The organism is Streptomyces sp. NPDC088812, assembly GCF_044750285.1.
GTDB lineage: Bacteria > Actinomycetota > Actinomycetes > Streptomycetales > Streptomycetaceae > Streptomyces.
Map to the genome: position 1 here is coordinate 65,498 of NZ_JBIVJP010000007.1, position 13,362 is coordinate 78,859.

At 72.0% G+C, this 13,362-nt stretch carries 7 protein-coding genes; 1 reads left to right on the top strand and 6 read right to left on the bottom strand.

The window, feature by feature from the left end; translation table 11 throughout:
* Positions 1 to 30: 30 nt before the first annotated feature.
* From ACIP67_RS14310 to ACIP67_RS14330, 5 genes are all read right to left on the bottom strand, one after another.
* Complete coding sequence (locus ACIP67_RS14310) at positions 31 to 2,016, bottom strand: beta-galactosidase (RefSeq protein ID WP_401691683.1); 1,986 nt, start codon at positions 2,014 to 2,016, stop codon at positions 31 to 33.
* On the bottom strand, positions 2,013 to 4,193 hold the full coding sequence (locus tag ACIP67_RS14315) for a 1,4-beta-glucanase (RefSeq protein WP_401691685.1): 2,181 nt from the start codon (positions 4,191 to 4,193) through the stop codon (positions 2,013 to 2,015). Before ACIP67_RS14315 ends, ACIP67_RS14310 begins: the two co-directional genes overlap by 4 nt.
* A gap of 337 nt (positions 4,194 to 4,530) precedes the next feature.
* Entirely contained in the window at positions 4,531 to 5,478 is a 948-nt protein-coding gene (locus ACIP67_RS14320) for a carbohydrate ABC transporter permease (protein WP_401691687.1), read from the bottom strand.
* Positions 5,475 to 6,521 (bottom strand): ABC transporter permease, encoded by a 1,047-nt coding sequence (locus ACIP67_RS14325; RefSeq protein WP_401691689.1) that lies wholly within the window; start codon positions 6,519 to 6,521, stop codon positions 5,475 to 5,477. Before ACIP67_RS14325 ends, ACIP67_RS14320 begins: the two co-directional genes overlap by 4 nt.
* Before the next feature lie 26 nt (positions 6,522 to 6,547).
* Entirely contained in the window at positions 6,548 to 8,251 is a 1,704-nt protein-coding gene (locus ACIP67_RS14330; protein WP_401691690.1) for an extracellular solute-binding protein, read from the bottom strand.
* 384 nt (positions 8,252 to 8,635) lie between these two features.
* On the opposite strand from ACIP67_RS14330, the gene ACIP67_RS14335 reads away from it, so the two are divergent.
* Positions 8,636 to 11,473: a glycoside hydrolase family 3 C-terminal domain-containing protein gene (locus ACIP67_RS14335; protein WP_401691692.1), complete on the top strand. Its 2,838-nt coding sequence runs from the start codon at positions 8,636 to 8,638 to the stop codon at positions 11,471 to 11,473.
* A gap of 85 nt (positions 11,474 to 11,558) precedes the next feature.
* Here ACIP67_RS14335 and ACIP67_RS14340 read toward each other — a convergent pair whose 3' ends face one another.
* On the bottom strand, positions 11,559 to 13,004 hold the full coding sequence (locus ACIP67_RS14340; RefSeq protein WP_401691694.1) for an aldehyde dehydrogenase family protein: 1,446 nt from the start codon (positions 13,002 to 13,004) through the stop codon (positions 11,559 to 11,561).
* Positions 13,005 to 13,362 lie beyond the last annotated feature (358 nt).

Below are 13,362 nucleotides of genomic sequence, written 5' to 3' on the forward strand. Positions count from 1 at the left end.
GACTCGTGGGTCTCGTGGGACTCGTGGGACTCATGGGCGCAGCACCGCCGCTCCGTAGCGGCCGAGGGTGAGGGTGCCGGTGACCGTGGCGCCGGTGAGGAGGTCGGTGTGGGTGCCGGGCACCTCGACCGTGACCGGCTCGCATCCGTGGTGCAGCAGGAACAGCAGCTCACCGCGGCGTACGGCCTCGACGTCCGCCGGGAGGCCGTCGAGCACGGGGCGGACGCCGGCCCCGGCGGCGATCCGGGCGAGCAGGGCGCGCAGGGCGTCCGGCTCCGGCAGCGTGGAGACGTACCAGGCCCGGCCGGCGCGCAGGACGGCCGGCAGTCCGTCGAGTTCGCCGCCCTTGTAGGGGATCGTCTCGTCGGCGGTGTCCTCGTCGGCCTCGATCTCCTCCGACCACAGGGTGCCGGCGAAGCCGTCGCAGGCGACGGTCTCCCCCTGCTCCAGCGGCCACCACTCGTGCAGGGTGCGGATGCCGAACAGCTCGCGCAGCCGGGCGTCCATGCCGCCGGTGCGGACCCGGTCGTCCTCGTCGGCGACGCCGGTCAGGAAGCCGCTGACGAGGGTGCCGCCGCCCCGGACGTAGGCGAGGAGGTTGTCGATCGCGGCGTCGGTGAGGAGGTAGAGCTGCGGGACGACGACCAGCCGGTATCCGCTGAGGTCGTGTTCGGGGTGGGCGAAGTCGGTGGTGAGGTCCGCCTCCCACAGGGCGCGGTGCCAGGCGTGCAGGACGACCGGGTGGTCCACGCGGTCGGAGAGGCGGCCGGGCTGGGAGCCCGCCCACCAGGCGTGCCAGTCGTGCAGCACGGCGATGTCCGCGCGGACGCCGCCGCCCGCCGCCTCGGGGCCGATCCGCGCGAGGTCGGCGCCGAGCTGCCTGGTCTCCTGGTAGGTACGGCCCCGCTCCCCCGCGTGGCCGACCATCCCGGAGTGGAACTTCTCCGCTCCCTGGCGGGACTGGCGCCACTGGAAGTAGCAGACGGCGTCGGCACCGCGGGCGACGGCCTGGAGGGACCACAGACGGTTCATGCCGCGCGGCTTGGGGTGGTTGACGCCGCGCCAGTCGACCGCTCCGGCCGCCTGTTCCATCAGCATCCAGGGCCCGCGGGCCTGCGAGCGGGTGAGGTCCTGGACGAGGGCGCCGTGCTGCGGGCCGAGCGGGTCGCGCGGGTCGGGGTAGAGGTCGACGGAGACGACGTCCTCCTCCTCGGCCCAGCGCCAGGCGTCGACGCCGAAGAACAGCGGCATGAAGTTGGTGGTGACCGGGATGTGCGGGGTGTGCCGGGCCACGATGTCGCGTTCGGCGGTGTAGCACTCCAGCAGCATGTCGGAGGTGAAGCGCCGGAAGTCCAGCACCTGGGTGGGGTTGCTCAGGTAGTGCGGGGTGCGCGGGGGCAGGACGCCGTCCCAGGTGTCGTAGCCCTGGCTCCAGAAGGCGGTGCCCCAGGCGGTGTTGAGGGCGTCGAGGGTGCCGTACCTGTCGCGCAGCCAGCGGCGGAAGGCGGCGGCGGCCTCGTCGCCGTAGTCGTAGGTGCAGTACTCGTTGTTGATGTGCCACAGGGTGAGGGCGGGGTGGGTGCCGTAGCGGGCGGCCAGGTCCTCGGTGATGGCGGCGGCGTACCGGCGGTAGGTGGCGCTGGAGTGCGAGAAGTGCTGGCGGCCGCCCCACCACTCGGTGCGGCCGTCCTCGGTGCGGGGCAGGGTGTCGGGGTGGAGCCGGCCCAGCCAGGGGGGCGGGGAGGAGGTGGGGGTGGCGAGGACGACGCCGATGCCGTTGTCGTGCATCAGGTCCATCAGCCGGTCCAGCCAGCCGAACTCGCGCGCCCCGGGCGTCGGTTCCAGCTTCGCCCAGGAGAAGACGCCGAGGGTGACGGAGGTGACGGAGGCGTCCCGCATCAGGCGGACGTCCTCGTGCCAGGTCTCCTCCGGCCACTGCTCGGGGTTGTAGTCGCCGCCGAAGAGGACACGGCCCCGGGTGGCGTCGTGCAGCGTCGGCCTGTTCTCGGATGTCATCGCACGGGCTCCCCGTACTGGATGCCGCGCCCGTTGGTGGCCAGGTAGACCCGGCCGTACACGCGCGGGTCGCCGGTGATCGTCTCGCCGGTCCAGCCCCACTGGTGGGCGTCGTCGTTGATGCGCACCCAGCTCTCCGCCGCGTCGTCGGAACGGTAGACGGCGGTGACGGTATCCGTCGAGCCGACCTGGTAGAGCGCCGGGTACGCGGCGCCGTCGGCGGCCTTGCCGAAGCCGAGGGTGTAGGAGGCCCGACAGCTGTCGACCTTCGAGAAGGTGACACCGCCGTCGGTGGACCGGTACAGGCCGTTCCACTTGGTGCTCAGCCACAGGTCACCGGACCGGCCCGGGGCCGCGACCAGCTTGAACTGGCTGTCGCCGGACGGCAGACCGGTCGCCCGCGCCGTGAAGGAAGCGCCGCTGTCCGTGCTGGCGAGGAGTGTTCCGGTGTCGGTGTCGTACGCGTAGAACAGCGCCGGGTCGGCCGGGTCGGCGACCGGCGTGGCGCCCTTGGGGAAGGAGGACACCTCGGACCAGGTCGTGCCGCTGTCCGTGGAGCGGTGGGCGGCGTACTTCGTGCCGTCCCAGTGCACGAAGGACCACAGCAGCGCGCTGCCGTCGGCGTTGGTGGCGATCGGCCCCGGAGCGTCCTTGGCCAGGGCGGGCTGCGTGGCGAAGGGCGCCCAGGTCCGGCCGCCGTCGTTCGAGAAGGCGCCGTTGCCGTGGTCGCCCCAGCCGGCGCGGACGACGTACGACGGTCTGGCCGCGGCCTGCGCGAGTCCCGTCGCCGACCCGGACACGGGGTTCGTGGCCATGCCGCGCGACGGGGACGCGGTGAGCCGCTCGTGGTACAGGACGCCGATGTCCCGTGAGCCGCTGATCAGGTGTGCCTCCCCGGCCGGGGGCGACACCAGCTGGACCACGGACGTCTCCTCCAGGCCGCGGATCTGCGGGGCCCAGTGCGTCAGGTCACGGGTGCCGTAGAGGGTGGCGCCGGTGCCGTACACGAGGTGCCGGGAGTCGTACGGGTCGACGGCGAGGGCCTGGATCCACCAGCCGAACTTCGGCCGGTCCTCGCCCCACTCCAGGTAGGGGGTCTCCGACACGTCGAGGACGGCGGTGTCCTTCAGGGACGTCCAGGTGCGGCCGCCGTCGGTGCTGCGGTACAGGGTGTCGACCGCCGCCCAGCGGTTGTTGGTGGAGACGACGACGGTGCCGGGGCGGCGGGCGTCGACGGCGACGCCGCCGTAGCCGAAGGAGTCGGTCCCGCCGGGCTCGACGGGCGTGACCTCGGTCCAGGTGCCGGTGGCCGTGGCCAGCTTGTGCACGCTGCCGTCGGACTGGCCGTTGGGGCCGGGCGCGTCGGCGTACGTCACGTACAGCGCGCCGGTGTGCCGTTCGTACGCGGCGCGGACCGGGACCTTGGCGGCGGTGCCGGCGGGCTGCCCGGGGACGGCCTCCCAGGTGGTGCCGTCCGTGGTCCGGAAGAGGTTCGCGGAGGTGCCGTCCCCGTCGCCCCAGCCGGCGTAGACGGCACGGCCCCCGGCGACGAGGAGGGTGACGCCCTGGCCGCCGGCGCTCGCGCCGGCGGGGAAGCCGGGGACGGCGGCCCACGTCGCGCCCCGGTCCGTCGACCGGAGGAGCCCGTCGTGCCGGGTGCCCAGCCACAGGGTGTCGCTGTCGCGCGGGTCGACGAGCAGGCGTTCGCCGCAGCCCCGGCCGTCCTCGTTGGCGCCGAGCTTCACGGTGAGGTCGGTGCGGGTCCAGGTGGCGCCCCGGTCCTCCGACCGCAGGACCGCGCCGTTGCCGGCCCAGGACTGGGCGTAGGTGCCGACGGCGAGGTAGAGGCGGTCGGGGTGCGCCGGGTCGACGGCGAGGGCCTCGACGCCGAGGAGGTTCCAGTCGTCCCAGCCGAGGTGGTCGGTCAGCGGGGTCCAGCGGGCCGTGCGGTCGTCCCAGCGGTAGGCGCCGCCGATGTCGGTGCGGGCGTAGGCGAGGCCCTCGACGGCCGGGTGGAAGAGGACGCCGGTGATGAAGCCGGTGCCGCCGATGACGGCGTTGCGCCAGCGGTAGGGCACGGCGCTCCCGGCCGCGTGGGCACGCCCCTGCCCCACCGGGAGCGTGGTGAGCGCGGCGGCGGCTGCCGTGCCGGCGAGGACGGTGCGGCGGCTGAGCATGGGGGTTACCTCGCAGGGGTCGTGGACGTGGGTTGTCGGGTGCGGGGTGCTGGTGCCGGGGGGGTGCGCGGCCCTGCGCTGACGGGGTGCCTCCCCCACTCTCGGCTTCGCTCGAGCGGGGGGACCCCCATCGCCCACCCGTGCCGCCTGGGGGTCCCCCCAGGCCCTTGAGGCACTGGGGGAGGCACGACTGCCCGCGGCGGGGCGGCTGCAGTTGCAGTTGCAGTTGCAGTTGCAGGGGAGCGTGAGTGCACCCCCTGGGGGCGCGGGGAACTGCGCGACCGGCCGCCGACGGCCCGCAGCCGTACGACGACCCGCACCCCCTCGGCACCGGGCGTCAGCCCTTCACCGCGCCCGTCAGCATCCCCTTCTTGAAGTGCTTCTGCACGAACGGCGACAGCACCGCCACCGGCAGCAGCGCCATCACCATGACGGCCATCTGCACGGCCAGCCCGGACAGCTCACCAGTCTTGATGGCCTGGCCCAGGCCGACCGGGGCCTCCTGCTTCTGCACGAGCTGGATCATGACGTTCTGCAACGGCATCATGTCCTGGTCGTTGAGGTAGAGCGAGGCGTTGAACCAGGCGCTCCAGTAGCCAACGGCGTAGAAGAGGGTGATGACCGCGAGGACCGCCCGGGACAGCGGCATCACGATCTGCCACAGGATCCGGACGTCCCCCGCCCCGTCGATCCGCGCGCTGTCGATCAGTTCCTGCGAGATGCCCATGAAGAACCCGCGCAGGACGAGGATGTTGAAGACGCTGATCGCGCTCGGCAGGATCAGCGCGAGGTAGGTGTCGGTCAGGCCCAGCGACTGCACCAGGAGGTAGGTGGGGATCAGGCCGGCGCTGAAGAACATCGTCGCCAGCAGGATCATCAGCAGCCAGCGGTGGCCGAGCGAGCCCGTGCGGGAGAGCCCGTACGCGCACAGCACGGACACCGTCATCGAGAACGCCGTACCGACGACCGTGATCAGCACGCTGACCACGGTCGCGCGGGTCACCTGGCCGCCGCTGAGCAGCTCCTGGTAGGCGACGAAGGTGATGCCCTTGGGGATCATCACCAGGCCGCCCGCCTCGTCGATCGTCCGGCGGGAGGAGAGGCTGGTGACCACGACGATCCACAGCGGGAAGAGGATGGCGAAGCAGGCCAGCCCCAGGACCAGTCCCTTGCCCGCCAGGCCCACGGTCGTGGGCTTCTCCTCCCACACCGGCCGCGGCGGCGCGGCCCAGGGTCCGGGCCGGCCCGCCGGCTTGTCCAGCGGCTTGTCGATCACGGCACTCACTTCTTGTACACCCCCTGTTCGCCCATCAGATGGGCCACCTTGTTCGCGGCGAGGACCAGTCCGAGACTCACCACACCCTTGATCAGCCCGGCCGCGGCCGCGTAGCCGAAGTCCTGGTTGCGCACGCCGTTCCACCACACGAAGGTGTCGAGGACCTCCGCCGCGCCCGGTCCGACGGAGTCACGCTGGAGGAGGATCTGTTCGAAGCCGACGGTGAGGGCGTCACCGACGCGCAGCACCAGCAGCAGGGCGATCACCGGGCGCAGCGCGGGCAGGGTGACGTGCCACATGCGGCGCCAGCGGTTCGCGCCGTCCATCGCGGCGGCCTCGTACAGGTCCGGGGGGACCGAGGCCAGCGCGGCGAGGAAGACGATGATCCCCCAGCCGGCGTCCTTCCACACGCTCTGCGCGGTGACCAGGAACTTGAAGGTCTCGGGGTCGGTCATGATGGCCAGGCCGTCGTAGCCGTGCTGGCGCAGCAGCTGGGAGAGCAGGCCGGCGCCGCCGAACAGCTGCTGGAAGACGGCGATGACGAGCACCCACGAGAAGAAGTGCGGCAGGTAGAGGATCGCCTGCGAGATCGCCCGCACCCGCGGCCTGACCACGCTGTTGATGAGCAGCGCGAGGAGGATCGGGATCGGGAAGTACAGCACCAGCTGGAGGACGAACAGCACCAGCGTGTTGCGCAGCGCGTCCCAGAAGGCGGAGTCCTCGAAGATCCGCTGGAAGTTCTCCAGTCCCACCCAGGGGCTGTGCAGGATGGAGACGACCCCGTTCTCGCTGATGTAGGGGTCGTACTCCTGGAAGGCCACGACGTTGCCGAGGATCGGCACGTAGTTGAAGAGCAGGACCAGCAGGACGGCCGGCAGGGACATCAGGAGCAGGACGCGGTCGCGTCGGAACCTGAGCCGCAGGCTGAGCTTTCCCTGTGGTCGATCGCGCCGGGGGCCGGTGGCGCCGCCGGACGCCACCGGTGTCTGGTCGCCGGTCTTCTCCGCTGTGCTGGCCTCGGTCCCGCTCCGGGGCACCGTGCTGTGCGACACGGCCGTTCTCCTTGCCTCGGTACCGGTCAGCTCGCCGACGAGCCGTTGTCGTCGAGCAGCTTCTGGTACCAGTCGCGCAGCTTGTCGCCGCCCTTGCTCTTCCAGTCGGAGACGGCCTGCTGCATGTCGGCGATCTTCTTGCGTCCGCGGATGATGTCGTCCTCGAGCTGCTCGAAGTCGTTCATGAGGTTGGTGTAGCGGGCGGGCTCGGTGATCTGCATGCCGTAGAAGGAGGACTTCTTGGTGTGGGCGCCGGCCTTCTGCTGCCACTCGACCTGGCCCTTGGCGACCTCGGGGAAGTCGGGGTGGGCGAGGGTCGAGGCGGGGCTGGCGATCATCACGTAGGCGTTCAGCACGTCGATGTTGCCCTGGTCGTTCTTGACCGGGACGCCGTCCTTGAGGGTGTAGTGGGTGCCCTCGACGCCGTAGTTGGTCATCATGAATTCCTTGGTGCCGTACGGCGCGGCGGTGACGTTGGCGACGGCCAGCGCGTCACGGATGACCGACTCGGACGCCTTCTTGTTGACGAAGGCGAAGATACTGGCCGGGTTCTTGGCCCAGAAGGTGGGGGTGCCCCCGTCGTGGGCGAAGAGGTCCATGCCCCACACCTGGAAGTCCGGGTTCTGGGCGGCCTGTTCGGCGGTGCGGCTGTACCACTGCGAGATGTCCTGGTTGTAGATGAGGAACTCGCCGGACGCGAACTTCGGGCCCGGGTCGGTGGCGTTGCTCTTGCCCAGCTCGGCGTCGGGGTGCACGAGTTCGTCGGCGAACAGCTTGCGCGTCCACTCGATCGCCTCCAGGTACTCCTGGGTCTCGATGCGGTTGATCAGCTTGCCGTCGACGACGTTCCAGCCGAGCGCCTTCTCGTCGCCGGAGAGGACGCCGAACATGTTCCAGGCGGTCCACTTCATGTCGAGACAGGCCCACCGCTTGGCCTTGGCGTTGGTGATCTCCTTGGCCAGGGCGTAGAACTCGGCGGCGGTGGTGGGGACCGCGTACCCCTCCGTGTCGAAGATGTCCTTGCGGTAGAGGGGCACGATGTTGGAGACGTACGACGACGGCATCGGCAGGCCGCGCAGCTTGCCGCCGAAGAGGGAGCGCTGCCAGGCGTCCGTGGGGATCGCGGCGAGGTTCGGGTAGTCCTTGACGGCGTCGCCCGAGAGGTAGGGGCCCAGGTCGGCGAACTTGCTGATGATCGCGCTGGGTATCTTGCCGGTCATGTTCCAGCCGGGGACGACCACGACGTCGGGCACGTCGCTGGAGGCGAGGACCGCGCCCAGCTTCTGGTCGTAGGTGTTGCCGTCCTGGTTCTGCCAGACGACGTCGACGCCGATCAGGTCGTTCATCGACGTGTAGTAGGCGTTGTCGGCCTTCGGCGGCGAGCCCCAGAACGGCGACATGACGGTGACCTTGCCGCCCTTGCCCAGCTTCTTCGGCACCGAGGTCTTGAGTCCGGCTATGTCCAGCTTGCTGGTGAAGCCGATCGAGGAGCCGTTCTTAGACGGGATGTCGGGCGTCACCACGTTGGAGGCGACGTAGGCCGGCAGGAGCTTCTTGGCGTCCTTGCCCGAGGTGGTGCCGTCGCGCGAGCCGCTGTCCGTGCCGCCGCAGGCGGCGAGCAACGGCATCCCTCCGGCCACCGCTGCGGTGGCGACCGCCGTGGAGGCGAGGAAGCTTCTCCGGCTGGGCCCGGAGGGACCAGAAGAGAGGGAAGCGGCGTTCGGCGTCATTGCGTCAACCCTTCATGGCGCACCAGGACACCCGGCGGTGGCCGTCGGCTGCGGTGTCTCGAGTGGAACTGGCTGAGCTGAAGCGGTCCTCGTCCCCGGTCGTCGGAGGATTACCCGCCCCGTGGCGGTGACCCCGTACACCGGAAGAATCGTCGAAGCGCTTCGATGTTGCTGCGAGGTTAAGTGAAGGGATGGGGGTGCACAAGGGTCGCTTCCAAGATTCCTCCGAGGTGTACGGGTTCGGTGCACACTCATGTACGGCTTGAAATGCCGCCTGTGAGTCGGAGTTGTTGCCGAGGGATGTCTTGACACCCACCCCGCCCCCGACTGAGCATCGAAGCGCTTCGAAAGCGCCTGCTCGCTCCAGTGCAAAGGGATCACCACGTGACCGCACCCACGCCGCCCACGCCGCCCTTCCGCGATCCGCACCTGCCGTTCGGGAAGCGCATCGACGATCTGCTGTCGCGGCTGACCCTGGACGAGAAGATGTCCTTCCTGCACCAGTTCGCCCCGGCCGTGGAGCGGCTCGGCGTCACCGCGTTCCGCACCGGCCAGGAGGCGCTGCACGGCGTGGCGTGGATGGGCCCGGCGACCGTGTTCCCGCAGGCCGTGGGGCTGGGCGCGACCTGGAACCGGGAGCTGGTGCGCCGGGTCGGCGAGGCCGTCTCCCGGGAGGTGCGCGCGATGCGGGCCCGGGACGAGCGCATCGGCCTCAACGTCTGGGCGCCCACGGTCAACCTGCTGCGCCACCCCCTGTGGGGCCGCAACGAGGAGGGCTACTCGGAGGACCCGAAGCTCACCTCCGCCATCGCCACCGCCTACACGCACGGTCTGCGCGGAGAACATCCGACGTACTGGCGCACGGCCCCGGTCCTCAAGCACTGGCTGGCGCACAACAACGAGACCGGCCGGGACGTCACCTCCTCCTCGGTCCGCCCGCGCGTGCTGCACGAGTACGACCTGCGCGCCTTCCGGGAGACGGTCGAGGCGGGCGCGGTGGCCGGCGTGATGCCCGCGTACAACCTGGTCAACGGCCGCCCCAACCACGTCTCCCCCTACCTGCGCGAGCAGTTGCGGACCTGGACGGAGGAGGAGCTGATGGTCTGCTCGGACGCGGGCGCCCCCTCCAACCTGGTCGACTCCGAGCACTACTTCGACACCCACGAGGAGGCGACGGCGGCCTCGCTGACCGCCGGTGTGGACAGCTTCACCGACCACGGCACGGACGGCTCGAAGATCACCGCGCGGCTGCGGGGCGCCCTGGAGCGGGGGCTGCTGACCGAGGCCGACGTCGACGCGGCGGTCCGCCGCCAGCTCTCGGTCCGCTTCCGGCTCGGCGAGTTCGACCCGGCCGAGGACCCGCACGCGGGCACCGGCGCGTTCGACACCCCGGCCCACCGGGCCCTCGCCCAGGAGGCCGCCGAGCAGGCCGTGGTGCTGCTGCGCAACGACGGCGTGCTGCCGCTGGCCGCCGGCACCCGGCTCGCGGTGGTCGGCCTGCTCGCCGACGAGTGCAAGCTCGACTGGTACAGCGGCACCCTGATCCACCGCTCCACCCCGCTGGAGGGGCTGTACGAGCGGTTCGGCGCCGAGCGGGTGGAGTTCGCCGAGGGCGTCGACCGGGTCCTGTTGAAGACCGCCGCCGGAACGTTCCTGACGGTGCCGCCCGCGCCCGAGGCCGCCGACGCGGTGCGCGGCGCCGAGGGTGCCCTGGACCCGGCGCTGCTCGCGGGCCGCACCGACCTGCCCCCGCTCACCACCGACGCCTCCGGCACCGAGCTGGCGCTGGCCGACTGGGGGGAGGGCGTCCTCACCCTGCGCGCGCCCGACGGCCGGTACCTCTCGGTCGCCGACGACGGCTTCCTGCGCGCCTCCGCCGACCAGCCCGGCGGCTGGGTGGTGCAGGAGACGTTCCGTCTCGAAGCCCATGGGAACGGTCACCTCCTGCGGCACCTGGGAACGGGTCGCCACGTCTGTGTCACCGCCGAGGGCGTGAAGGTTGCCGAGGAGGATCCCGAGGTCTTCGAGATCGTCGTCGTCGAGAGCGGTGAGGACGCGGTGACCCGGGTCGCCGCCGAGGCCGACGTGGTCGTGGTGGTGGCGGGCAACGACCCGCACATCAACGGCCGCGAGACCGAGGACCGTACGACCCTGCGGCTGCCGCCGCACCAGGAGCGCCTGCTGGCGGCGGCCCGGACGGCGAACCCCCGCACGGTGCTGGTGCTGACGTCGGCGTACCCGTACGCGGTCGAGCCGGAGCACCTGTCCGCGGTGCTGTGGACCGCGCACGGCGGGCAGGCCGCGGGGACCGCCCTGGCGCGGGTGCTGGCCGGCGACGTCTCCCCGGCGGGCCGGCTGCCGCAGACCTGGTACGCCGGCGACGCGGACCTGCCCGACCTGCTCGACTACGACGTGATCGGCTCCCGCCAGACGTACCTGTACTTCGAGGGCACCCCGCTGTTCCCGTTCGGGCACGGCCTGTCCTACGCGTCCTTCGCCTACGCCGGCCTGGCGGTGGCGGTCGGGGAGGACGCGGCGCGGGTCTCGTTCACGGTGACCAACACGGGGGAGGTGACCGCCGACGAGGTCGCCCAGCTCTACGCCCGCGCGGTGGAGCCGTCGGTCCCCCGCCCGCGCCGTGAGCTGCTGGACCACCGCCGGCTCACGCTGGCCCCGGGCGAGCGGCGGGAGGTCTCTTTCGACGTGCCGCTGTCCGCCTTCGCGTTCTTCGACGTGGCCCGGGGTGGCCCGCGCCTCGAACCGGGCCCGTACGACCTGCTGGTCGGCGCGTCCAGCGAGGACGTCCGGCTGCGGACGACGGTGACGCTCGACGGCGAGGCGGGCGTCCCGCGTCCCGTCCTGCGCGAGGGGCTGGCCGCCGTCGGCTTCGACGAGCAGAGCGGGACCGAGATCGTGGACCGGGCCAAGGCCGCGGGGGACGCGGTGACGCCGGCGGCCGGCGGCACGGGCGAACTGGTCTACCGCGCCTGCGACTTCGGGAGCGGCGCGACGGCGGTGAGCGTGGCGGTGGCCGGCGAGGGCACGGTCGAGGTCTCCCTGGACGGCGGTCCGGCCCTGGCGGTGCTGACGCTCGGCACGCCCACGCCGGGCCCGTACGACTACACCACCCTCGACGCCCCGTTCACCGCGGACGGGGTGCATGACCTGCGGATCGGGCTGCGCGGCCCGCTGCGGCTCGCGCTCGTCGGCTTCTCCGGTTGAGGGTCCGGACCAGGCCGACGCGGAGAAGGGGCCCGGCACCGGAGTCCACCGGTGCCGGGCCCCTTCGGGGTTCTGTCCGAGCCTGCTAGAGGGCGAGCCCCGTGAGAACCAGTACCCGCTCGTAGGTGTAGTCGTCCATCGCGAACCGCACGCCCTCGCGGCCCACCCCGGACTGCTTGGCGCCGCCGTACGGCATCTGGTCGGCGCGGTAGGACGGGACGTCGCCGATCACGACACCGCCGACCTCCAGCGCGCGGTGGGCGCGGAAGGCGACCTGGAGGTCGTGGGTGAACACGCCCGCCTGGAGGCCGTACTTGGAGTCGTTGACGGCGTCGAACGCCTCGGCCTCGCCGTCCACCCTGCGCACGGTGAGGACCGGTCCGAAGACCTCCTCGCAGGCGATGGTGACGTCCGCCGGTACGTCGGTGAGGACGGTCGGCGCGTAGGAGGCGCCGTCGCGCTTGCCGCCGGTGAGCAGGGTCGCGCCCGCGGCGACGGCCTCGTCCACCCAGGTCTCGACGCGCTGGGCCGCGTCCTCGCTGACCAGCGGGCCGACGTCGGTGCCGTCGTCGGACGGGTCGCCGGTGGCCTGCGCCTCGACGGCCGCGACGATGCGCGGCAGCAGACGGTCGTACACCGACGCGTCGGCGATCACCCGCTGCACGGAGATGCAGGACTGGCCGCCCTGGTAGTTGGAGAACGTGGCGATGCGCGTGGCGGCCCAATCGAGGTCGGCGTCGCTCGCCCAGTCGCCGAGGACGACGGCCGCGCCGTTGCCGCCCAGCTCCAGGGTGCAGTGCTTGCGCGGCACCGAGTCCATGATCGCGTAGCCGACCTTCTCGGAGCCGGTGAAGGAGATGACCGGCAGCCGCTCGTCCTGGACCAGGGTGGGCATCCGGTCGTTGGCGACCGGCAGGATGCTCCAGGAACCGGCGGGCAGCTCGGTCTCGGCGAGCAGCTCGCCGATGACCAGACCGGAGAGCGGGGTGGCCGGGGCCGGCTTCAGGATGATCGGCGCGCCCGCCGCGATCGCCGGGGCGACCTTGTGGGCGCACAGGTTCAGCGGGAAGTTGAACGGCGCGATGCCGAGCACGACGCCCTTGGGGAAGCGCCGGGTGAGGGCGAGACGGCCCTGGCCGCCGGCGTCGGTGTCGAGCCGCTGGGCCTCGCCGCCGTTGAACCGGCGGGCCTCCTCGGCGGCGAACCGGAAGACGGAGACCGCCCGGCCGACCTCACCGCGCGCCCACTTGATCGGCTTGCCGTTCTCGGCGGAGATCAGCTGCGCGATCTCCTCGGTGCGCTCGACGAGCCGCTTGCTGACGTGGTCCAGGGCGGCGGCGCGGACGTGGGCCGGGGTGGCGGCGAACTCGTCCCGCACGGCGTACGCGGCGGCCACGGCCTCCTCGACCTGCGCGTCCGTCGGCACGCTGACCCGGCCGACGAGACGGCCGTCCCACGGCGAGGTGACGTCGAAGCTGTCCTCGCCGGTGGCCTGGCGGCCGGCGAGCCAGAAGGCGTGGGTGGAAGTCATAGTCGAGTCCCGGCCCTTCCGCGTAGGGGGTGTGCTGGTTTTCCTGGTCCACCGTAGGGGCGGGGAGGCGGAAGGGCGTTTGTCCGGGACGTAGTGGTGCGGGTCGGGGGTGCGCCGCTTTGGCGCGGTCGGCCGGACACTGCCGACCGTGCGACGCGGACACCGCCCCGGCCTCGCACCAGGTGCCGAGCCCCTCCTGCGCCGGGACTGCACCGCCTCGACGCGGCCGTGAGAGGCACTGCCGGACACTGCCGACCGTGCGACGCGGACACCGCCCCGTCCCCGCACCAGGTGCCGAGCCCCCCTGCGCCGGGACTGCACCGCCTCGACGCGGCCGTGGGAGGCGCTGCCGGACACG